Origin of the sequence: Aureibaculum koreense, assembly GCF_034296135.1 — a bacterium.
Lineage (GTDB): Bacteria > Bacteroidota > Bacteroidia > Flavobacteriales > Flavobacteriaceae > Aureibaculum.
On record NZ_JAXKVV010000020.1, the window covers coordinates 37,937 to 59,624 of the forward strand.

Genomic DNA, 21,688 nt, shown 5'->3' on the forward strand with positions numbered 1-21,688 from the left:
TAACATGGACATTTCTGAAAATCTAAAAAAAATTAAAGCTAGTTTACCAGCACAAGTTGATTTGGTCGCGGTTTCTAAAACCAAACCAAATTCAGCTATTTTAGAAGCTTACAATGCAGGGCAATGCGTTTTTGGAGAAAATAGAATTCAAGAAATGGTTGACAAATATGAAGCATTACCTAAAGATATTGAATGGCACATGATAGGCCATTTACAGCGTAACAAGGTAAAATATATGGCTCATTTTGTAAGTCTAATTCATGGTGTTGATAGTTTTAAAACCTTAAAAGAAATTAACAAACAAGCAAAAAAGCACAATAGAATAATTAATTGTTTGTTACAAGCCAAAATTGCCGAAGAAGACACCAAGTTTGGACTATCATTTTCGGAAATTGAAGAAATTTTGGCTTCTGAAAAGCTAAAAGAACTTAAATATGTTTCTGTAGTTGGTTTAATGGGTATGGCAACCTTTACCGATAATGCCAATCAGATCAAGTCAGAGTTTAAAAGAATAAACACACTTTTTGATAAACTAAGAGAGAATCACAAAGGCTTAACAACTTTGTCCATTGGTATGAGCGGTGATTATCAAATTGCCATTGAGTGTGGAAGCACAATGGTTAGGATTGGTAGTGCTATTTTTGGAAGTAGATAAGTTGAAGGTCTGATATAAATTCTATATCTTCACGCTTCATTTTTTATATTTTAATGAATAAGAAGCGACAAAAACAAGCCAAAATTTTACGGATTTTTAGAAAAATACACAGGACGACTGGTGCATTGTTGTTTATCTTTTTCTTTATCGTTTCAATTACTGGTTTTTTATTAGGTTGGAAAAAAAATAGTAATGAACTGCTTCTCCCAAATACTTATAAAGGAACTTCAAATAACCTGGCTGATTGGATTTCTATTGAAGAACTTCACAACATAGCAAACGGTACTTTGCACGATTCAATATCAAACAACTTATCTTTAGAAGTTGACAGGATCGATATCAGAAAAGAAAAGGGCATTGTCAAATTCGTTTATAAAAACCACGTTAACGAAGTTCAATTAGACGGAGCTACAGGACGGGTTTTAAATATTGGGAAAAGACACTCGGATACTGTCGAAAATATCCATGATGGTTCTATTTTAGATAGTTATTTCAACACTTCTAACGGTCAAATAAAAGTCATCTATACTACCGTTATGAGTTTAGCATTATTAACCTTCACAATTACTGGATTTTGGCTTTGGTACGGCCCAAAAAGGATGCGTAATTCTAGGTAAACTTATTTTCAAAATTGTTAATAAAAATCAAGCCACATCTTTATAACTTTGTGAATAACTGCAATGTTCACATTTCTAAAACTTAAAATTTATATTTACTAAATATTTATATAACTATATTTATATCAAATAGTTAAATGTATTTATCTTAACTTGTAATTGTTAATTTTTAATTTTTTAAGGCTCACAGCATACTAAAATCAAAAGTTATGAGTTATTAACAAAAACAAACACCAATTATTATATGTAGCATAAATTACTTCTAACAACCCTAATTGTTTTATTTCAAAATGAAGAAGTTTAATTTATGTATTTTAAGTTGTGTATTTGCGTTACAACTTATCTATTCTCAAATAGCTACGGATAACTCTCAAATTATTTCAGCAATATTGGCTCCAGATGGTGAAGCTGCTCATACAAATTGTAATCAACAAGGTTTCGGCGGGCATTATAATGAAATAGTTGATGAAGACTTAAACGTTACCGTAAGTCAATTTCAAATCCATAAAACTGAAGATGTTGAAGCTTGTAAAAATTTCGGCACAAGGTTCAACGAAATAAAAACTATAGCTGATGCCCCTAAAAACTTATTGGGTACCGAAGGAGAAACCATAACATATTCTTGGAAATTTAAGTTCTCGGACAACTTTACTGTTAGAGAAAACAACTTAGATATTCATCAGCTTAAAGCAGTTGGTGGAGACGAGGCCCATGTACCACTTTTTACGTTAACAACCACTAGAAAAGGAAGATTTGAAAGTTTGGAATTACGTTATTCCGAAGATAATGAACAGGTTATTTTGGAGACTATTGACATCACTAATTTAAAAGGGCAATGGATAGAAGTTTCCGAAACCATAACCTACAATGAAATTGGTGCTTATGACATAAGTATTAAAACGGTAAAAGGTGACGAAACAATATTGGAACACAGCGATGATGCCATTAGAACATGGAGAACGGATGCTGGTTTTATTCGTCCCAAGTGGGGAATTTACAAGGAATCTAATGAGATAAGCACAACTTTAGGAAAAAGCATACTATTTACCGATTTTAAAATTGAAGAAAATGCTAACATATCCGCGTTTCAATCTTCTTTAGATAGTGCTGCAATTTCGGTTTTTCCTAATCCCGCATCTTCAAAAGTAACTATGAAAGGTGCCAATTTGGAAAATTACGATGCCATAGTGTTACATGACAGCTTTGGTAGAGAAGTACCATTAAAAAATCCAATAGTGAAAAACTCGTTTAATATTTCCAATCTAAAAAATGGGATTTATTTTGTAGTATTTAAAAAGGATAATGAAGTTAGTGTGGTTAAAAAATTGCTGAAATTTTAATGAAGACCCCTACTCAATTCGTTAGTGCATCATTTTAAACAACAACTCCTTTAAAATATCTTTATTTGGTAAGGAGTTTGCTCCCACACCTTTACTTTTTACATCGGCTTCTCGCAAGTATGCTATAATTTGAGATACTTTTCGCATTGGGTAATTTCTAGCTGCATTTACATAATCACTTACAAAATAAGGATTTACACGTAATGCTTTTGATACGTTTCCTTTAGATTTATCCGTCAATCCATGATAGATCAGCAATTGAGTAAAAAAACTGTTCAACAAAGAAATAGTAACTACTAACGGGTTGCTTTTCGGATTTTCAGCAAAATAATTAATGATCTGATTCGCTTTAACCAATTGTTTTTCTCCAACGGCTTTACGCAATTCAAAGTTATTAAAGTCTTTACTAATTCCGATATTTTCCTCAATATGTATGGGTCGTATCATACTTTCTTTTGGTAAAATAACCATCAATTTTTCCAGTTCATTGGCAATTTTGGAAAGATCGGTTCCTAAAAATTCCACCAACATTAAAGATGCTTTTGGCTCAATTTGATATCCTTTACCAGCCAAAACCCTACGGATCCACTCTCCTACTTGGTTTTCATATAATTTTTTACTTTCAAATAAAAGTCCATTTTTAACTATAACTTTGCTTAACTTTTTGCGTTTATCAAGCGTTTTATATTTGTAACAAATTACCAAAACCGTTGTTGGTTGCGGATTTTCAACATATCCTACTAAATTCTCGATAGTACGCGATAAATCCTGAGCTTCTTTAACAATAACTACCTGCCTTTCGGCCATCATCGGATAACGTTTGGCATTCGATACAATATCATCAATACTGACATCTCGTCCATACAATACCATTTGATTGAATCCTTTTTCTTCTTCGGTAAGTACTTTACGTTCAATATAATCCGAAATTTTATCAATATAATATGGCTCATCTCCCATCAAGAAATAAATGGGTTTTATATTTCCGTTTTTAATGTCAGAAACTATTTGATTGATGCGTTCCATTTCTAAGAAAAAATATTCATTTTTGTAGTATGGTTGTTTTGAATTTGCCCAAAGCCGAACTCAATGTCAAAAGTAAAGAAAATAAGCAGTTTATTTTTGATATTATCAGAAAAAAACATATGGTGCTAACGCCCGAAGAATGGGTACGGCAACATGTGGTTCATTATTTAATCAATCAATTGAAATACCCAAAATCAATTATTGCAGTTGAAAAACAACTGACTATCTATACGTTAAAAAAACGTTTTGATGTGTTAGTCTTCAATACAAAAGGAAACCCCGAAATTATTGTAGAATGCAAAGCACCAAACGTAAAAATTACCCAAGATACTTTTGACCAAATTGCACGTTATAACTTAAAATTAAATGCCAACTATTTAATGGTAACCAATGGGTTACAACATTATTTTTGTAAAATGGATGCAAAGAATGAAGAATATGTGTTTTTGGAAGAGTTACCTAGTTATATTCGGTTGTGAGTAATTTGTTAAAAGACTATCATATGGAGAAAATAATGTCGTTTGGATGGTCTGTACGCCAGAAATAATGAGTATAGAAACGGAATTGCAAAGCTTTAGCTTTAAGCATGGAGTTTCGAGAGCAAATGGTGCAAAGCAATTTCCTTGTACAGACTAGATTTTTTTGTTTCGTTTTTTCATCAATGGAAAAAATGAAAAAATAGATGTATTTATAGAGGAATAAATAATTAGTTTTGCTAACTAAAACCAACAATTGAAAATAGCCGTAGTTATATTAAATTGGAATGGAAAACAACTGTTAGAGCAGTTTTTACCAGCAATGCTAAAATATAGTTCTGAAGATGCGGAAATTTATGTAGCAGATAACAACTCTCCCGATGATTCTGTGGAATATATAGAGGCACACTTTCCTAGCGTTAAAATTATCCAGAACAAAGAAAATGGTGGTTATGCCAAAGGTTATAATGATGCTTTACAACATGTTGATGCCGATATTTTTGCATTGGTCAATTCTGATATTGAAGTTACTGAAAACTGGTTAAAACCCATTGTTTCTGAATTTGAATCTTCCAAAGATATTGCCGCTATTCAACCAAAAATATTAGATTTTAAGGACAAAACCAAATTCGAATATGCGGGAGCCGGTGGAGGATTTATTGATTTTTTTGGATATCCCTATTGCAGAGGAAGAATATTTTCTGATTTGGAGGATGATAGTAATCAATATGATGATACTACAAATATATTCTGGGCTTCTGGTGCTTGTTTTTTTATTCGTAAAGAAGTTTATCATCAATTAAATGGTTTTGATGAAGATTTTTTTGCTCATTATGAAGAAATTGATTTGTGTTGGAAAATAAAAAACGAGGGATATGTAATAAAATATGTAGGCACATCAACTGTTTATCATGTAGGTGGTGCTACCTTAGATCAAGCAAACCAAAAAAAAACTTATCTAAATTTCAGAAATAGTCTATTTTCTATCCTAAAAAATGTGCCTAAACGTTATTTGCTTTTGGTAATTCTATTACGGTTGAAATTAGATGCTTGGGCAGGAATCAAATTTTTGATTGAACTAAAACCCAAACATACTTTGGCGATTATCAAGGCTCATCTCAATTTTTATTGGAGCTTTCCGAAGTTCCTTAAAAAACGTAAAAAGATTGCTCATAAAAAATCCGATTATTACCATTGCTTTAGTGTTGTTTGGCAACATTTTATTTTGAGGAGAAAGACTTTTGAAGAAATAAAAAAGTTACAAGATTAGAGATACGAGAGACAAAAAATTGTTTACTGCCAATTAACAATTAATAGACTTTTAAGGTTTAAAAAAGATATCATTAAAATAGTATTTGTGAAAATATTATCGCTTAGGTGGTCTGTACGTCAGAAATAATGAGTGTAAAAACAGAATTGCAAAGCGACAGCTTTAAGCATGGAGTTTCGAGAACGAATGTTGCATTAAAAATTTCAAAAATCAAAACTCGTTAATCGTTGTTCGTTAATCAAATAAGTCCTTTTGCTTTAAATTCTAAATACTTGTTGATCACGTTTACTGTTAAGTTCTGAGGTTTGGTAAGAATAGCGTGGACTCCCCTATTTTCTAATTCTTTAACTATCAATCGTTTTTCGTAAGCAAACTTTTCGGCAATGGTTTTGTGGTAAATACTTTGTAAATCTTCAACGTTTTCAGTAATTAACTCATCCAATTCCGTGTTTTCAAAAAATACAGTTACCAACAAATGTTGTCTCGAAATGGCTTTTAAATAAGGTAATTGCCGTTGCAAAGCCGAAATATGCTCAAAATTGGTATATAAAATCAATAAACTGCGTTGATTTACTTTTCTTTTGATGGTGGCATATAAATAACCAAAATCGGAATCCGTAAATTGAGTGTCAATATTGTACAGAGCTTCGTTTATGGTATTTATATGGGTTCGTTTGTTACTGGCTGCAACAATCTTCTCCACCTTTTTAGAAAAAGTAAGCATACCAGCTTTATCATTTTTTAACAGAGCTATATTTGAAAATGCCAAGGTGGAATTAATGGCATAATCCAGTAATTTCAGTTCCTCAAAAGGCATTTTCATAACCCTGCCCGTATCAATGATGGAATAAATTGGTTGCGACTTTTCATCTTGATATTGATTGACCATCAGTTGAGCTCGCTTGGCGGTCGCTTTCCAATTGATGGTTCTAACATCGTCGCCGGGAACATAGTTTTTAATCTGCTCAAACTCCATGGTGTGTCCAATTCTCCGTACTTTTTTAAGTCCAAATTCTGTTAAGCGGTTGCTCAATGCCAAAAATTCATATTTACGCATTTGAATGTAGGAAGGATATACCGCCACCATCTGTTCCGCATCAAATCGATATCTTCTAGCAACCATTTGTAAAGAAGAAGACACAAACAAATTCAAGTTCCCGAAATGATATTCACCACGTTCTACGGGTCGTATCTGATAGTCAAAATTATGCGATTGGTTTGTTGCTATTTCCGTATTGTATTCAAAATCCCTTTTCTGCAGTTGTTTGGGCAATTCGTCAATTACTTTTAAGAATATCTTAATGGGATATTTGTTCTCGATAGTAATGGGAACAGGATTTTCATCAGAATTCGAAAATTTTTCAGGTAAAATCCGTCTAGCCTTTAATCCGTTTTTAAAACGAAATAGAATAAAGGCATCAAATAAAAACAGTACCGCCAACGCCAAAAACAGTAACCAAGCCATTTGATATAACACATCTACCCAAAAAGACACTAAAAATGTAGCTGCAATACTACTGATGTATACAAAAAAGCGTTGATGAATGTAGAGATTTTTGAAGAGGTTAATCATTTTAAGCCTTTGTTTGTTGATTTTTGTGCTAAAATAGGGGATTTTGTGTTTTCTTTAAAGCTTACTATATAAAAACGCGATTATTTTAATTTCTTTTTCTCTTGTAAATAATTTTTAGCAGACAACTTATTCACTACTTTTTTGCCTGTTTTTTCTTCAATTTCTTTTCGGGTGTTTCCCGCAATAGTAACTCCTTGTTTGGCTATTTTCTTATTCTGGCTAAAAGTCTTTGGTTTCTTTTCTTTACTGATTTCTGTAGTTGTTGCCTCTGCAAGCATATTTAAGACCAGTTCTAAATTCCTCATATTATCTCGCAAATTTTCCTTTTTTAACCCTTTTAGCTTTTTGTAGTTCTTTACATCAAAACCGCTCCATGCTTTGGTAATTTCATTGGTTAATATGGCATATTCTTGTCCTTTTTTTACACCTCTTCCATCCCATTCATCGGTCAATTCTTTACGGACTTCAATACTTTTTAAGCGTTGGTTTATCCATTGTTTGCTATACCCTTTTTTAAGATAGGTTTCCATAAGACGTTCAATTCCTAATTCCGGATCTTCTATTTCGTCGACGCGTTCTGCCCCTACTTTGGCAAACCATTTCTTGAAAGATTCAGCTTTCGGAGAAGGAATTGATTGTATAATCCTTCTGTATCGGAGGCTTGTATTTTTCTCGTTTTGCCATCTAACGCTTTCATGGCAACAGGGGTACAGATTGTACCCCTGTTGTTTTGTAACTCGCTATCACGAGTACGCATTTTTTTGATGTATTGTTTTACATCTTTACTCTCTGAAAGTATTTGCACGACATCTTGAACCGAAAAATACCATTTTTCTTTATCTTCTTCCCAATGGGTGCGGACTTGTTGTTGTTCAAAAAGTTTTATGGCTGTTTCTTTGGACATTTTGTTGCTTGTGGATTTGTAGAAATTCTGATGCCAGAATTCACTTTAAATATAAGGAAATATCACATATTAACTCCATGAATACAAAAAATATCCACCACCAATAATTAGAAAAGGAGAGGCAATGGACAACAATATGATTGTCCACCTGTACAATCCCCAAAAAGAGACTATCTTTCTGTCTTCACCATCTTTCGAATAAATAATATCTACCTTTTCACCCACTTTATAGGGAGCGGGACTCGAACCAATTTCACTTTGAAAAGTGCGTTTGGTATTTGATCCGTCGGTATATTCAAAAACAGGTTTATACGTATAACCGTCATTGCTACTGATTTGTATTAGGTCAATGACTTCTGCCTTTGTTTTAATACCGCTGTTTGTTAAGTTTTTTGTATTCGAATAAAACTTAAAAGCAAAATAAATGAGTACTAATGCTAATACAAGGAATGTTAGATATAGGTATTCGATTGGTTTCATAATTGTTTATGCTCATGTTAACAAATACAATTAAAGTCGAGTTTCTGTTGTTTTAAAATTCAATTTTTGCTTTTAATCGCATCTATTTTTCAACTTGGTCTTCCATGTTTTCCCCTTTCATCTTTTCATCTACAAAGTCCGCATTACTTTCGTCAAACACCTCAAGAAGTTCCGGTATAAAATCCTTCCATTTTGGGTATTTTTCTCGATCGTTTTCAAATTCGATTATCTTTTTTTCCAACTGCGGTATGAAAATAAAATGCTCCTGCTGTATGTGATAGTTACGTAAAAAGTCCGCTCGTTTCGGGTCGTTCTGTATTTCAGCAATTCTGATTTCGCCTAATCTAACGAAGCTCTCAATAACATATACGTTCCAAGTCTGAATTCCTTTGGATTCCATTTTTTCCTTCAAACTGTCCGTAAAGAGATGTGAATAGCTTTCGATTTGTTTTTTATAAGGTTCCAATTCTGAATTGACAAATGAATGTCCGAATTCGTGGACTGTTAGTGTTCTTGCTCTCGGCTCATAGTCAAATCCGAACTGTTCATATTCATTGTTTTCAGATTTTACAGGGACTTGAACGTAGGGACTCATTATTTCATAAACTATTTTTCCATTTTCCTTTTCGACTGTTGCACCAATTCCGCGACCCTCATTATCTTCAATCGGCCAAATCATCATTGGACTTACCAATGCGATATATTTTTCTCGGTTATCGCCATAATAAAATTCCATAGCGTCGGTAAATCCTTTTGGGATGTGGGTCCGAACTTCATTAATTGCACCCTGGTAGAACTTGTTATTTTTGAGATAGAAATCGCCTATGCTTTCGGATTGATAGAACTCGTAAAGTATTGTTAAATAGTCCGAAATAATTTTTTCCAATTGGACTTTTTGTAAGTTTTCAAGATTTGTACTTGAAAATGTAAATTTATTTGGTTTTTCAGTAAGTTTAAATTCGGGTTGCTCCAATAAAATTCCCATCATCAAATCGTTACCATATCCGAAACTGCCCAAAGTGTCGTTTAGTTGGGCTGTTTCAATAGCAATTGAATGATTTGAAAGATTTCCATAATCTTGCAAGGCTTTGGCAACTATTGGTTGATATTCTTTGCAAGTTTTGAGTTTATACTCTTCCCATTGCTTGTTTTTCTTTCTGTGGTTAATCGAAAGAATCTCGGCGAGAAAATATGTTTCAACGTTTTCATTAAAATCCACGTCGAATTTATCAATCGATTGTTCTTTGGTTTTGCAAGTAAGGAATGTGGCTATTATTCCTAAAATCAATAATTTTCGCATTAATTTTGTTTTCTCGTTCTATTATTATAGACGTGAATATTTCTCCAATGGTTGCCCGAAGTTGATTTTTTGTCAAAATATGGCATCCCATTATCAGATAATTTAGCAAGTTAAAATTATAAATTAAATTATCCTAAATAAAATATACAGTAGGTTAAACCACCTCCAAAAAATTCCTCAACAGTACTTCCCCTGCACTACTACTCTTTTCTGGATGAAATTGAACTCCATAAAAATTATCTTTTTGTAAGGCAGATGAATATTTCATTTCATAATCGGTGGTAGCAATAGTTTCATCACAAATAGTAGCATAATAACTATGCACTAAATACATAAATTCTTCTTCCTTAATGCCCTTAAATAACTTTGATTTTAGATTTGAAAGTGTATTCCAACCAATTTGTGGGACTTTTACCCTGTTACTAAATCTCACCACATCAACATCAAAAATACCCAACCCTTTGGTATTGCCTTCTTCACTATAGTTGCACATCAATTGCATACCCAAGCAAATACCCAAAACGGGTTGCTTTAACTGCGGAATAATAGCATCCAAACCTGTTGACCTTAATTTTTTCATGGCACTACTCGCCTCGCCTACACCTGGGAAAATAACCTTATCTGCTTTTTTTATGGTTTCAGCATCATGACTTAACACAGCCTCATACCCCAATCTTTGAATAGCAAATTTGATACTTTGTATGTTTCCAGCTCCGTAGTCTATGATGACAATAGATAAGCCCCCTCCAACTCCCCCTAGGGGGGAGAGTTTTGATGAGTTAATAGAATTATCCTTTGTCATTGACTATTATATCTTATCGAAATTTCAAACATTTTTTCATAGCAGTTGGTAAGCCTCCCCTTCGAGATCCCGAGGCTTCGGGAGGAGGGCTTCTTTATAACACCCCCTTAGTGCTTGGTAAAATCATTTTATCAACATCACGTTTTACGGCCGCTTTTATGGCTTTGGCAAAAGCCTTGAAAATGGCTTCTATTTTATGGTGTTCGTTTTCGCCTTCTACTTTTACATTTAAATTGGCTTTTGCACCATCCGTAAAAGATTTAAAAAAATGATAAAACATTTCTGTTGGCATTTTACCGATCATTTCTCGTTTAAAGTCCGCTTCCCAAACCAACCAATTTCTTCCACCAAAATCAATACTGACCTGTGCTAAGCAATCGTCCATCGGTAAGGAGAACCCGTAGCGTTCTATGCCCAATTTACTCCCTAATGCTTTGCTGAAAACTTCACCTAATGCAATAGCGGTATCTTCAATGGTATGGTGTTCATCTACTTCTAAATCGCCTTTGACATTGATTTCTAAGTCCATTTGTCCATGACGGGCAATTTGATCCAGCATGTGGTCGAAAAAGGCAATTCCCGTATCAATTTGACTTTTCCCTGTGCCGTCGAGGTTTAATTTGATTGAAATATCGGTTTCATTGGTTTTTCTTTTGATTTCCGCTGTACGACTTTCCAATTTTAGAAACTCATAAATTTTTTGCCAATCATTGGTTTCTAAGGCAATAAAAGTATCTAATTCCTCACGTTTAACCGTAATTTCGTCAGTACCTAAATGAGTGTTATCATTGATATAAATACCCTTAGAACCTAGATTTTTTGCCAATTCAATATCGGTTAATCTGTCTCCAATAACATAGGAATTTTCTAAATCATATTCCTTGGAAAAATACTTGGTGACTAAACCTGTATTGGGTTTACGTGTGGGTGCATTGTCTTTTGCATAGGTTTTATCAATTACGATTTCATCAAAAACCACCCCTTCATTTTTAAAAACATCGACAATAAAATTATGCACTGGCCAAAAGGTATCTTCAGGAAAATTTTCTGTCCCCAAGCCATCTTGATTGGTAATCATCACCAATTCATAGTCTAGTTCTTCGGCTATTTTTGGCAAATATGCCAATGCTTTTGGGTAGAATTTCAGTTTTTCAAAACTGTCAATTTGTTCGTCTGTGGTTTCACGGATTATGGTGCCGTCTCTATCAATAAATAATATTTTTTTCATGCTGAACTTGTTTCTGTATCTCTTAATTAAACTTTATATTTAAAAATAACATTTCCGACCCCTCCGTTCTTTATAATTCTATTAAATTTAAAATTTCTAGTTGGACACCTCCCCTTTAAATAAGGGGAGAAATCTTCGCTTACAGTTATATTTCGTTTAAGGCTTTTATCAATCTCTTATTTTCATTATTTGCTCCAATTGTGAATCTGAGGCAGTTTTCACATAAAGGTTGGTTGGTTCTATTTCTGACCACAATCCCCTTTTCCAATAATTGATTATATCTCTTATCGGCATCATCTACTTTTACCAGAATAAAATTTCCGTCTGTAGGGTATATTTCTTCGATGAATTCTATTTCAGGTAACAGTTTAAGTAACTTATGCTTTTGACTTAATATGGTGTTGATTTCATTTTGAACTATACCTATGTTTATTAAGCGTTTTAAAGCTCTTTGTTGGGTGAGTTCATTGACGTTGTAGGGTGGTTTTATTTTGTTCAGTACAGCAATTATTTCTGTAGAAGCATAACAAATTCCCAACCGTATTCCAGCCAAACCGAATGCTTTAGAAAGGGTTTGGGTAACGATTAAATTAGGATAATTTTCGAGTTTGTTCAACCAACTTTCTTTGGAAGAAAAATCAATATAGGCCTCGTCGATAATTACCAATCCTTTAAAATTTACTAGAATTTCTTCAATCAATGTCGCATTAAAAGCATTTCCCGTGGGATTATTAGGTGAACAGATAAACAACAGTTTTGTATGTTTATCTATCTGTTCTAAAATAGCATCCACATCAGGCTGAAAAAACTTAGTTAACAGCACTTCCCTATTTTCAACATTATTAATTCCAGCCAACACACTGTACATGCCATAAGTTGGTGGCATTGTAATTACATTATCCACATTAGGTTCACAAAAGGCCCGGTAAATTAAGTCTAAAACTTCATCGCTTCCGTTTCCCAATAGAATATTTTCTATGGCAACATCTTTTTGTTCTGACAATACTCGTTTAACACTTGTTTGTTGGGGATCGGGGTAACGGTTTACTCCATTAAATATGGGATTTTCATTAGCATCTAAAAAAACCATGTCTTGTTTAAAACCTTTAAATTCATCACGTGCGGACGAATACGGTTTTAACGCTTTTACGTTTTCGCGAATTAAGCTATTGAGGTTGAAATCAATCATTTTCTAAACTATTTAACCGCAAGGTTACGGCATTTTTATGAGCTTGCAAACCTTCGGCTTCCGCCATAATTTCAATGGACCTGCCTATATTTTGAATTCCAGTTTTACTCACTTTTTGAAACGTCATGTTTTTTAAAAAACTATCTAGGTTTACACCGCTATATTGTTTGGCATAACCGTTTGTCGGCAAGGTATGATTCGTTCCAGAAGCGTAATCACCTGAACTTTCAGGCGTGTAATTGCCTATAAATACCGAACCTGCATTTTGAATTCCGTTGATATAAAAATCCTCATTTTTGGTACAGATAATAAAGTGTTCTGGACCATATTCATTGATTAAGTCTAATGCAATATTGTCATTCTCCACATAAATCATTTTAGAATTGGCAATCGCTTTTTCGGCAATCACTTTTCTGGGTAACTCATTGAGTTGTTCTGCAATTTCTTTTTCTACATTATCAATCAATGTTTTAGAAGTTGAGACCAAAATTACCTGACTGTCCGTACCATGTTCTGCTTGGCTCAACAAATCGGATGCAATAAAACTTGTATTGGCAGAATCATCGGCAACCACCAATAATTCAGATGGACCCGCTGGCATATCAATGGCAACACCATATTTGGTTGCCAATTGTTTTGCAACAGTTACAAACTGATTTCCTGGTCCAAAAATTTTGTACACTTGTGGAATGGTTTCTGTGCCAAAGGTCATTCCGGCTATGGCCTGAATTCCACCAACTTTATAGATTTTTGTAACACCGCAAAGTTTTGCAGTGTATAAAATAGCGGGATTAATAGTCCCTTCCTTATTTGGTGGCGAACATAACACAATTTCAGAACAACCCGCCAGTTTAGCAGGAATAGCCAACATCAACACTGTAGAAAACAATGGGGCAGTGCCGCCTGGAATATAAATACCCACTTTTTGAATGGGCCGTTTTTCTTGCCAACATTGTACGCCCTCCATTGTTTCAACTTCAATTTTTAATGTTTTTTGAGCTTTATGAAATTTTTCTATATTACTTTTTGCTAATTGTATGGCTTGTTTTAAATCATCACTGATTTTATCCTGATTTTCAAAAATTTCTTTTTCAGAAACTTGCATATTCTTAACAGCTACACCGTCAAAAATATCGGTGTATTTTTCAATAGCACCATCTCCCTTTTGTTTTACTTCATTAAAAATTTCCAATACCGTAGCTTCAATGTCCTCAACAGTTTGTGTAGGTCTTGCTAAAATAGCTGACCAATTTTCTTTAAGTGGATTGTATATTTTATTCATATGTCTTTCTATAATGAAATCCTAATTTTTGGCAACCATAATTTTCCCAAAATTTATTCCCTTTATCATTGGTAATATAACTATTCAGTTCCGTAGCAACACAACCAATGGATTTACCATAATCATTGACCCAATCCAATAACATTGGACCAATTCCCTTGTTACGATAATCTGGATGAATCATTACATTATCTACCTCTAAATGCTTGCCAATATAATATTTGTACAACACCCATACACCGCAAATACCAATCAACTTATCTCCATCATAAACTCCTGCACATTTGTAATTATGCTCTAGCATTTTGGGTAGCCGTTCTTTTAAAACTTCAATAGGAATCCTATCGTCCAATAGTTGTAAATAAGGAATGATGTTAAAAATCTCCTCGTCAGGAATAAATTTTATGTTGCAATTTTTATTCATAATTTAAAAAATCTTAATACAACCTAAACAAAGTATAACACATTCCAAGTTCCTTCCCTTCGGGAAGGTTAGGATGGGCTTTTATTACAACACCATTTTTTCAATAGGACAAACCAGGATGCCCTCGGCACCATTTAATTTTAATTCATCTATAACTTCCCAAAATTTATCTTTGTTAATTACGGTGTGTACAGAACTCCAACCTTCTTCCGCCAAAGGCAAGACCGTGGGGCTCTTCATTCCCGGCAATATTTTTATAATGTCTTTTACTTTATTATTTGGGGCATTTAACAATACATATTTACTATTTCTTGCTTTTAAAACAGATTGGATTCTAAATTTTAATTTATTTAAAATTTCTTGTTTTTCGTTCGATAATGATGGGGATACTGTCAATACCGCTTCGCTTTTCAACAATACTTCAACTTCCTTTAAATTGTTTTTAAACAAAGTACTTCCACTGGAAACAATATCAACAATGGCATCTGCCAAACCAATATTCGGAGCAATTTCCACAGAACCATTAATGACATGCAATTCTGCTTTTACTCCTTTTTTATCTAAAAATTGGTTTACGGTATTAGGGTAGGAAGTGGCAATTCGCTTGCCTTGTAAATCGTTGATTGATGAATATTGAATTTCTTTTGGTACGGCTATAGAAACTTTACATTTAGAGAAACCTAATTTTTCTACAATTGATAAATCCCCTCCCTTTTCAATCAATGTGTTTTCGCCCAAAATAGCAATATCAACAATGCCATCACGTAAGTATTGTGGAATGTCTCCATTTCTTAAGTATAAAACTTCCAACGGAAAATTCCTTGCAAAAGCCTTTAACTGATCTTTTCCATTATCTATAGAAATACCGCAATTTTTAAGCAATTCTAACGACTCTTGATTTAATCTGCCAGATTTTTGAACGGCAATTTTTAATTTATACATTACTTATCATTATTTCGTTATTGAGACATGAGATCCCGCTATTCAGCGGGATTAATAAAATTAATGACATTATGTGCGACCTGCGGTCTTCATAATGGCATGTTTTAATAAAAAAACCCGCTTGAACTATTCAAACGGGTTTATATGATTTTAGATTTAAAACACAACAACTCACCTCGCTTGAAAGCCAGTATGAAAATGATGATGTGTGCGGTTTAAATTCATTTTTGATGTAATTGAAGGACAAATTTAATGGATAAATTTTTGAAAACACAAATTTTTCGCAATCTTTTTGTCAAGATTCTAGATTCTAGCTGTCTAGATTCAATTTTAATCTATTTATCCTTTAGCTTATTCATTTCTAACAGATGTTGCTTTTTAGCATATCTAAATCCATATTGCCACCATTTTGCCATTAACTTCTTGTTAAATACCAGCGAATTTGTGGTCAACACAGTCGGCGTATAATATAAATTCAATTTTACATTATCATGTATAGCTTGTAATTTACCGATGGTAACATTATGCCGTTCAACTTGATCCATCATAAACTCAACCATATTTGTAATTAGCGAAAACGGATTTTTTGAAGGCATCCTATTCAATTGATTTATCTCAGTTTCTAAAATAATTACATCCACTTCTGTTGCTCCTCTTAAAATGGCCTCTCTTATTGGAACCAATGCCCCAAAACCACCATCGGCATATTCACAACCGTCTTTACGAAGCAAGCTCATAAATGGCACATAATTGCAAGATGCCCATACCCAATCGCAAAAATCGTTGTACGTACAATCTTGTATAGATTTATACTCAACAACATTGTTCGTTAAATTAGAAACGGTAACCACTACATTCTTTTCAGATAACTTTATACGATTAAAATAATCTTTGGTAATATATTTTCTTATTAATTTTCTTAGATTTTTACTTTCACCAAATGTTCTACGTCCGTTAAATAAATTCCAAACTGTATTTAAATGATTTATGGAGACCACTTTTTCTCCATGTACCGTTTTGATTACAAACGGGTTATTACTAAAAATTTTTCGTTGATTGATGGTAGTATAAATAGCCTTTAGTTCATATAATTTTCCCAGAGCTAAATGCGAAACCATTAAACTACCTGTTGATGTACCCAAAAACAGGTCATATTTATTATCTTTTTCATCAATGAGATATTCGGCAACACCGCCCGCAAATGCTCCTTTACTACCACCGCCCGAAATTACCAATGCTCTCATAAAAATTACTATAAATATTAGCTATTTGTATTTAAAATTTTACTTTTGATAAATCTAACACAATTTAAACAAAATTGAAAAAAATAATTTTTCTATTTGCACTAGCTTCTCTTGTTTTTTCCTGCAATAAAAAAACAACACCTCGTTCCATAGAAAAGATAAATATCGAAGAAATAGCCATTGACAGTTCGAGTATCAGAGCCATTTATGCCATGAAAGATTCGAGTTTATTTTATGCCACTTCTGATGGTTATTTGGGATTAATATTGCCAACAAATCAAAACATAAAGGATAAACGCGTTTTTTATGATACAATTGTTCCACATTTTAGGGCTATTGCTTCCAACACCGAAAACATTTTTATGTTAAGTATAGGTAATCCTGCATTGTTATATGAATATAACGAAGGCAATTTAGAGATAGTTTATAAAGAAAAACATCCCAAGGTGTTTTATGATGCCATGGCGTTTTTTGATGATAGGAACGGTATTGCCATGGGCGATCCAACTGATGATTGCCTATCCGTTATTTTAACCAATAATGGTGGGAAATCTTGGACAAAATTACCATGTGATAAACTACCAAAAATAAATGAAGGTGAAGCTGCTTTCGCCGCAAGCAATAGCAATATTGCCATACATGGAGAAAATGCATGGTTGGTTACTGGAGGAAAATCTGCCAGGGTTTTTCACTCACCCGATATGGGCAACACCTGGAAAGTTTACGACACACCGATTGTTCAAGGCGATCAGATGACCGGAATTTATAGCGTCGATTTTTATGACGTTAAAAACGGAGTCATATTTGGAGGTGATTGGAACAATAAAGATAATAATACCAGCAATAAAGCCGTTACAACAGATGGCGGTAAAACTTGGCAATTAGTGGCTGATGGTAACGAACCAGGTTATAAAAGTTGTGTACAGTATGTTCCTGATACAGATGGCCAAGAACTATTTGCCGTTGGCACAACTGGCGTTTCTTATTCTAAGGATGGCGGACATACTTGGAAAAAAGTAAGCGATGACGCTTATTATACCATCAGATTTGTAAATAAGAATTTTGCTTGGCTGGCGGGGAATAAGAAAATTGGAAAACTAATTCTAAAATAACTAATCAACTCAAACTTTAAAATGAAAAAAGCAATAATTATTATCTTAGCAATTGTTTTCATCAGTTGCCAAAGCAATTCATTAAAAGAGCAATTTAATTGTGAAATCGATGTTGAATTCTCTGAGCTAAAAGAATACCGAGATTTTTTAAAGAATTTTAGAATACAAGTTCCTAAAAATTGGAAAACCACACTTTACTATGATGAGTATTCTTCAGAAATTTATTCGGCTGACACTACCAAACAATTAACGGACACTTATGTGTTGGAAATGTCATGGAAACAAGGAGAACTTGAAATTAATGACGATTTTGCGAAAAAAATTAATGATACACTACAACTCAAAGAGCAGTTAAAAATGACCAAATCTGGTTTTGGAAAATTCAAAAAAAAACCAATGTATTTTAATCTTTCCGAAGGAACACGTTCGGGAATCAATTACAAGTATTTACAAGTATATTTAAAAACAAATATTGATGAATATATTACCTTGACATCGAAGGTTTTTGGTGATAAATTGGTTGATGAGCGTTTATGCGAATCGGTTGAACTGTTCGAATCACTACAATTAATTGAATAATTACGTCATGCAACACATCATAAACAGATTTATAAAATACGTTACCATAGATACCCAATCTGATTCTGAAAACAAAGCTTTTCCGAGTACGGAAAAACAATGGGATCTTGCTAAAATTTTGGTAGAGGATTTAAAGTCCATTGGAATGGAAGATGTAACATTAGATGATAATTGTTATATCATGGCCACCTTACCAAGTAATGTGAATCATAAAGTGCCAACCATTGGTTTTATAGCACATATAGATACGAGCCCTGATTATAGTGGAAGGAACATAAAGCCACAAATCCATAAAAATTATGACGGTAAGGATATTGTCTTGAACAAAGGTGAAAATATTGTATTATCACCCGATTATTTTGAGGATTTATTACTTTATAAAGGACAAACCTTAATCACTACTGATGGCACTACCCTACTCGGTACTGATGACAAAGCGGGCGTTACTGAAATTGTTACAGCAATGGAATATTTGATTCAACATCCTGAAATTAAACATGGTGAAATTAAAATTGGATTTACACCAGACGAAGAAGTTGGAAAAGGAGCTCACCTGTTTAATGTTGAGAAATTTGGTGCCGAATGGGCATATACAATGGATGGCAGCCAAATTGGTGAACTGGAATATGAAAATTTTAACGCAGCTGGAGCAAAAGTTACTATTAATGGAAAAATAGTGCATCCCGGTTATGCCAAAGGCAAAATGATCAATTCTATGCTCATTGCCAATGATTTTATTGCCGCTTTACCAAAAAATGAAATACCTGAAAAAACAGAAGGTTATGAAGGATTTTATCACTTATATAGCATAAAGGGTGAAGTTGAAAAGACAGAATTAGGGTATATTATTCGCGATCACGATAAGAGTATATTTGAAAAACGAAAAGCAGATTTTCAAAAAGTGGCTAATGATTTGAATAAAGAAATAGGTAAAGATTTAGTTAAAGTTGAAATTATGGATCAGTACTTTAATATGAAAGAGAAAATTGAACCCGTAATGCACATTGTCGAAATTGCCGAAGAAGCCATGAAATCTGTTGGTGTTACACCAATTATAAAAGCAATACGTGGTGGTACAGATGGTTCTCAATTATCCTATAAAGGATTACCCTGCCCAAATATTTTTGCAGGCGGACATAACTTTCATGGACGGTATGAATATGTTCCAGTGGAGTCTATGCAGAAAGCGGTCGAGGTAATTGTTAAAATTGCAGAGATTACCGAGATTAAATATAGGTAACCGCCTGTCCAATAAAATATTAACCACTAAGATCACAAAGTTTAGCACTAAGTTCACTAAGAAATAGGAATATAAAATTAAGGACAAATTCCTCGTGTTCTTTGTGAACTGCCTTAGTGCTCCTTGTGGTATAACTTTTTGTTTGTAAAAATATAAACCTCTTCAACTCGTCTCTCAAATAGTCATATTAAAACAACTTCTACAACAAATATCCCTAATTTGTTTTTATTTACTTTTAAATTTTTAAGATAACAACAGGTTAACTATTTTTACCACTTTTAAATTTCAATCATGGATAGAAAATTGTTATTATCACTTGCTAAAAAATACGACACCCCTTTATATGTTTATGATGCTGATAAAATCATATTGCAATACGAGCGTATGGAAAAAGCATTTTCGGGAGTAAAAAACCTAAAAATAAACTATGCAGTAAAGGCCTTGTCAAATATAAATATATTAAAGGTTTTTGAACATTTAAATTCTGGTATTGATACCGTTTCTGTTCAAGAGGTGCAATTAGGATTAAAAGCTGGGTTCTCGCCTGAAGATATAATATTTACGCCTAACGGTGTTTCTTTAGAAGAAATTGAGCAAGCTAAAGGTTTGGGTGTCCATATTAACATTGATAATATTTCCATTCTGGAACAATTCGGACAAAAATATCCAGATACACCTGTCTGTATTCGTATCAATCCGCATGTAATGGCAGGTGGAAATTCTAAAATCTCTGTGGGCCATATCGATTCTAAATTTGGCATTTCCGTACATCAATTACCTCATATATACCGAGTTGTAGAGAACACTGGAATGCGAATTAATGGCATACACATGCATACTGGTTCTGACATATATGACGTTGATGCATTTTTACGTGCAACCGAAATTCTTTTTAATGCCGCCGAAACATTTAAAGATTTAGATTCGATTGATTTTGGGAGTGGATTTAAAGTACCCTATAAAGAAAATGACATTTCTACCGACATTGAAGAATTAGGAAAAAAGCTCAGCAATCGTTTTAATGAGTTTTGTAAAAATTATGGTAAGGACTTGACCCTAATGCTAGAGCCTGGTAAATTTCTTGTAAGTGAAGCGGGTAAACTTTTGGTCAATGTAAATGTTGTAAAACAAACCACTTCAACTGTTTTTGCTGGGGTTGATAGCGGAATGAACCACCTATTGCGTCCTATGTTTTATGATGCTTATCATCATATCGAAAATATTTCAAACCCAAAAGGAAAAGAACGTTTTTATACAGTGGTCGGATATATTTGCGAGACAGATACCTTAGGTGCAAACCGAAGAATAACTGAAATTACCGAAGGTGATATTTTAAGTTTTAGCAATGCTGGAGCGTATTGTTTCTCAATGGCTTCCAATTATAATTCGCGTTACCGCCCAGCAGAGGTTTTGGTAAAAGATGGTAAAGATTATTTAATCCGTGAGCGTGAAACTATTGAGGATTTGTTAAGAGGGCAAATTGATGTGAAATTTTAATCCCTAACCCCGAAAGGGTTCAAAACCCTTTCGGGGTTATTGGCTTACACATGCTGGTCTATAAGAATATGGTTACCATCAGGATCACTTAACACAATACTGGCAGGCCCTGAAGTGTTTTCATCGGCTTCTCTGTCCAATTTTATGTTTTCCTTTTTCAGTTGTTGTTGAATCGCTCTAACATCATCATAAGATTCCAATGTATTTGCATTCTCATCCCATCCCGGATTAAAAGTTAAAATATTATTGTCAAACATCCCTTGAAACAAACCTATTAAAGAGTTTTCGTTCTTCATGATAAGATAATTATGTTTTAAATCACCAGCAAAAACTGAAAACCCTAATTTTTCGTAAAATGCTTTTGAGGCCTTAATGTCTTTTACATTTAATACCATTTCTCTTGTTAATTTACTCAATTATTTGTAAATTGCCTTATGGCAAAACAAATAGACTTACACATTAAAGAGAGTGAATCAGAACTAAAGGCTCTTATGAATGCTCAAAGCAA

23 protein-coding genes are annotated in these 21,688 nt (G+C 33.5%); 9 read left to right on the forward strand and 14 right to left on the reverse strand.

The features are described 5' to 3' along the window. Window positions 1–4 precede the first annotated feature (4 nt). From UMM65_RS14015 to UMM65_RS14025, 3 genes are all read left to right on the forward strand, one after another. On the forward strand, window positions 5–655 hold the full coding sequence (locus UMM65_RS14015) for a YggS family pyridoxal phosphate-dependent enzyme (protein ID WP_321977424.1): 651 nt from the start codon (window positions 5–7) through the stop codon (window positions 653–655). Between the two features lie 47 nt (window positions 656–702). Continuing rightward, window positions 703–1,272 (forward strand): PepSY domain-containing protein, encoded by a 570-nt coding sequence (locus tag UMM65_RS14020; RefSeq protein ID WP_321977425.1) that lies wholly within the window; start codon window positions 703–705, stop codon window positions 1,270–1,272. A gap of 290 nt (window positions 1,273–1,562) precedes the next feature. After that, window positions 1,563–2,612: a T9SS type A sorting domain-containing protein gene (locus tag UMM65_RS14025; RefSeq protein WP_321977386.1), complete on the forward strand. Its 1,050-nt coding sequence runs from the start codon at window positions 1,563–1,565 to the stop codon at window positions 2,610–2,612. Between the two features lie 21 nt (window positions 2,613–2,633). On the opposite strand, the gene holA is transcribed toward UMM65_RS14025, so the two are convergent. Next, on the reverse strand, window positions 2,634–3,638 hold the full coding sequence (gene holA, locus UMM65_RS14030; protein ID WP_321977388.1) for a DNA polymerase III subunit delta: 1,005 nt from the start codon (window positions 3,636–3,638) through the stop codon (window positions 2,634–2,636). A gap of 29 nt (window positions 3,639–3,667) precedes the next feature. On the opposite strand from holA, the gene UMM65_RS14035 reads away from it, so the two are divergent. Beyond that, a complete protein-coding gene (locus UMM65_RS14035; protein ID WP_321977390.1) occupies window positions 3,668–4,117 on the forward strand; it encodes a type I restriction enzyme HsdR N-terminal domain-containing protein in 450 nt (149 codons plus the stop codon). 253 nt (window positions 4,118–4,370) lie between these two features. Continuing rightward, window positions 4,371–5,384 (forward strand): glycosyltransferase family 2 protein, encoded by a 1,014-nt coding sequence (locus UMM65_RS14040; RefSeq protein WP_321977392.1) that lies wholly within the window; start codon window positions 4,371–4,373, stop codon window positions 5,382–5,384. A 238-nt stretch (window positions 5,385–5,622) separates the two neighbouring features. Here UMM65_RS14040 and UMM65_RS14045 read toward each other — a convergent pair whose 3' ends face one another. From UMM65_RS14045 to UMM65_RS14100, 12 genes are all read right to left on the reverse strand, one after another. Then, window positions 5,623–6,954 carry a DUF58 domain-containing protein gene (locus UMM65_RS14045; protein WP_321977426.1) on the reverse strand — a complete coding sequence of 444 codons (1,332 nt, stop codon included), beginning with the start codon at window positions 6,952–6,954 and terminating at the stop codon, window positions 5,623–5,625. An 83-nt stretch (window positions 6,955–7,037) separates the two neighbouring features. Then, on the reverse strand, window positions 7,038–7,487 hold the full coding sequence (locus tag UMM65_RS14050) for a hypothetical protein (protein WP_321977394.1): 450 nt from the start codon (window positions 7,485–7,487) through the stop codon (window positions 7,038–7,040). 53 nt (window positions 7,488–7,540) lie between these two features. Beyond that, entirely contained in the window at window positions 7,541–7,861 is a 321-nt protein-coding gene (locus UMM65_RS14055) for a BRO-N domain-containing protein (protein ID WP_321977396.1), read from the reverse strand. A gap of 69 nt (window positions 7,862–7,930) precedes the next feature. Beyond that, complete coding sequence (locus tag UMM65_RS14060) at window positions 7,931–8,341, reverse strand: DUF3592 domain-containing protein (RefSeq protein ID WP_321977398.1); 411 nt, start codon at window positions 8,339–8,341, stop codon at window positions 7,931–7,933. An 82-nt stretch (window positions 8,342–8,423) separates the two neighbouring features. Beyond that, complete coding sequence (locus tag UMM65_RS14065) at window positions 8,424–9,641, reverse strand: DUF4932 domain-containing protein (protein WP_321977400.1); 1,218 nt, start codon at window positions 9,639–9,641, stop codon at window positions 8,424–8,426. Window positions 9,642–9,795: 154 nt separating this feature from the next. Beyond that, entirely contained in the window at window positions 9,796–10,443 is a 648-nt protein-coding gene (hisH, locus tag UMM65_RS14070; RefSeq protein ID WP_321977402.1) for an imidazole glycerol phosphate synthase subunit HisH, read from the reverse strand. Window positions 10,444–10,537: 94 nt separating this feature from the next. Beyond that, window positions 10,538–11,671, reverse strand: a complete 1,134-nt coding sequence (gene hisB, locus UMM65_RS14075; protein ID WP_321977409.1) for a bifunctional histidinol-phosphatase/imidazoleglycerol-phosphate dehydratase HisB — start codon at window positions 11,669–11,671, stop codon at window positions 10,538–10,540. Between the two features lie 145 nt (window positions 11,672–11,816). Further along, on the reverse strand, window positions 11,817–12,860 hold the full coding sequence (hisC, locus tag UMM65_RS14080) for a histidinol-phosphate transaminase (RefSeq protein ID WP_321977410.1): 1,044 nt from the start codon (window positions 12,858–12,860) through the stop codon (window positions 11,817–11,819). Then, a complete protein-coding gene (gene hisD, locus UMM65_RS14085) occupies window positions 12,853–14,142 on the reverse strand; it encodes a histidinol dehydrogenase (RefSeq protein WP_321977411.1) in 1,290 nt (429 codons plus the stop codon). Before hisD ends, hisC begins: the two co-directional genes overlap by 8 nt. Next, window positions 14,135–14,566: a GNAT family N-acetyltransferase gene (locus UMM65_RS14090; RefSeq protein WP_321977412.1), complete on the reverse strand. Its 432-nt coding sequence runs from the start codon at window positions 14,564–14,566 to the stop codon at window positions 14,135–14,137. Before UMM65_RS14090 ends, hisD begins: the two co-directional genes overlap by 8 nt. Before the next feature lie 84 nt (window positions 14,567–14,650). Then, on the reverse strand, window positions 14,651–15,508 hold the full coding sequence (gene hisG, locus UMM65_RS14095; RefSeq protein WP_321977413.1) for an ATP phosphoribosyltransferase: 858 nt from the start codon (window positions 15,506–15,508) through the stop codon (window positions 14,651–14,653). A gap of 335 nt (window positions 15,509–15,843) precedes the next feature. Beyond that, window positions 15,844–16,752 carry a patatin-like phospholipase family protein gene (locus UMM65_RS14100; RefSeq protein WP_321977415.1) on the reverse strand — a complete coding sequence of 303 codons (909 nt, stop codon included), beginning with the start codon at window positions 16,750–16,752 and terminating at the stop codon, window positions 15,844–15,846. A 74-nt stretch (window positions 16,753–16,826) separates the two neighbouring features. Between UMM65_RS14100 and UMM65_RS14105 the strand changes: the two genes are divergently transcribed. The 4 genes from UMM65_RS14105 to lysA all read left to right on the forward strand — a co-directional run bounded on the left by UMM65_RS14105 (window position 16,827) and on the right by lysA (window position 21,180). Further along, on the forward strand, window positions 16,827–17,864 hold the full coding sequence (locus UMM65_RS14105; protein ID WP_321977417.1) for a sialidase family protein: 1,038 nt from the start codon (window positions 16,827–16,829) through the stop codon (window positions 17,862–17,864). 21 nt (window positions 17,865–17,885) lie between these two features. Further along, entirely contained in the window at window positions 17,886–18,443 is a 558-nt protein-coding gene (locus UMM65_RS14110; protein ID WP_321977419.1) for a hypothetical protein, read from the forward strand. Between the two features lie 7 nt (window positions 18,444–18,450). Next, complete coding sequence (gene pepT / locus UMM65_RS14115; protein ID WP_321977421.1) at window positions 18,451–19,683, forward strand: peptidase T; 1,233 nt, start codon at window positions 18,451–18,453, stop codon at window positions 19,681–19,683. Window positions 19,684–19,974: 291 nt separating this feature from the next. After that, entirely contained in the window at window positions 19,975–21,180 is a 1,206-nt protein-coding gene (gene lysA / locus UMM65_RS14120) for a diaminopimelate decarboxylase (protein WP_321977422.1), read from the forward strand. Window positions 21,181–21,224: 44 nt separating this feature from the next. On the opposite strand, the gene UMM65_RS14125 is transcribed toward lysA, so the two are convergent. Continuing rightward, complete coding sequence (locus tag UMM65_RS14125) at window positions 21,225–21,575, reverse strand: VOC family protein (RefSeq protein ID WP_321977427.1); 351 nt, start codon at window positions 21,573–21,575, stop codon at window positions 21,225–21,227. Window positions 21,576–21,688: the final 113 nt, after the last annotated feature.

Excerpts from the sequence above, each read along its gene's own strand:
- UMM65_RS14015 (WP_321977424.1), top strand. The coding sequence starts at position 5 with ATGGACATTTCTGAAAATCTAAAAAAAATTAAAGCTAGTTTACCAGCA.
- UMM65_RS14025 (WP_321977386.1), top strand. The coding sequence starts at position 1,563 with ATGAAGAAGTTTAATTTATGTATTTTAAGTTGTGTATTTGCGTTACAA.
- holA (WP_321977388.1), bottom strand. The coding sequence starts at position 3,638 with ATGGAACGCATCAATCAAATAGTTTCTGACATTAAAAACGGAAATATA.
- UMM65_RS14035 (WP_321977390.1), top strand. The coding sequence starts at position 3,668 with ATGGTTGTTTTGAATTTGCCCAAAGCCGAACTCAATGTCAAAAGTAAA.
- UMM65_RS14050 (WP_321977394.1), bottom strand. The coding sequence starts at position 7,487 with ATGGAAACCTATCTTAAAAAAGGGTATAGCAAACAATGGATAAACCAA.
- UMM65_RS14055 (WP_321977396.1), bottom strand. The coding sequence starts at position 7,861 with ATGTCCAAAGAAACAGCCATAAAACTTTTTGAACAACAACAAGTCCGC.
- UMM65_RS14060 (WP_321977398.1), bottom strand. The coding sequence starts at position 8,341 with ATGAAACCAATCGAATACCTATATCTAACATTCCTTGTATTAGCATTA.
- UMM65_RS14065 (WP_321977400.1), bottom strand. The coding sequence starts at position 9,641 with ATGCGAAAATTATTGATTTTAGGAATAATAGCCACATTCCTTACTTGC.
- hisH (WP_321977402.1), bottom strand. The coding sequence starts at position 10,443 with ATGACAAAGGATAATTCTATTAACTCATCAAAACTCTCCCCCCTAGGG.
- hisB (WP_321977409.1), bottom strand. The coding sequence starts at position 11,671 with ATGAAAAAAATATTATTTATTGATAGAGACGGCACCATAATCCGTGAA.
- hisC (WP_321977410.1), bottom strand. The coding sequence starts at position 12,860 with ATGATTGATTTCAACCTCAATAGCTTAATTCGCGAAAACGTAAAAGCG.
- hisD (WP_321977411.1), bottom strand. The coding sequence starts at position 14,142 with ATGAATAAAATATACAATCCACTTAAAGAAAATTGGTCAGCTATTTTA.
- UMM65_RS14090 (WP_321977412.1), bottom strand. The coding sequence starts at position 14,566 with ATGAATAAAAATTGCAACATAAAATTTATTCCTGACGAGGAGATTTTT.
- hisG (WP_321977413.1), bottom strand. The coding sequence starts at position 15,508 with ATGTATAAATTAAAAATTGCCGTTCAAAAATCTGGCAGATTAAATCAA.
- UMM65_RS14100 (WP_321977415.1), bottom strand. The coding sequence starts at position 16,752 with ATGAGAGCATTGGTAATTTCGGGCGGTGGTAGTAAAGGAGCATTTGCG.
- UMM65_RS14110 (WP_321977419.1), top strand. The coding sequence starts at position 17,886 with ATGAAAAAAGCAATAATTATTATCTTAGCAATTGTTTTCATCAGTTGC.
- pepT (WP_321977421.1), top strand. The coding sequence starts at position 18,451 with ATGCAACACATCATAAACAGATTTATAAAATACGTTACCATAGATACC.
- lysA (WP_321977422.1), top strand. The coding sequence starts at position 19,975 with ATGGATAGAAAATTGTTATTATCACTTGCTAAAAAATACGACACCCCT.
- UMM65_RS14125 (WP_321977427.1), bottom strand. The coding sequence starts at position 21,575 with ATGGTATTAAATGTAAAAGACATTAAGGCCTCAAAAGCATTTTACGAA.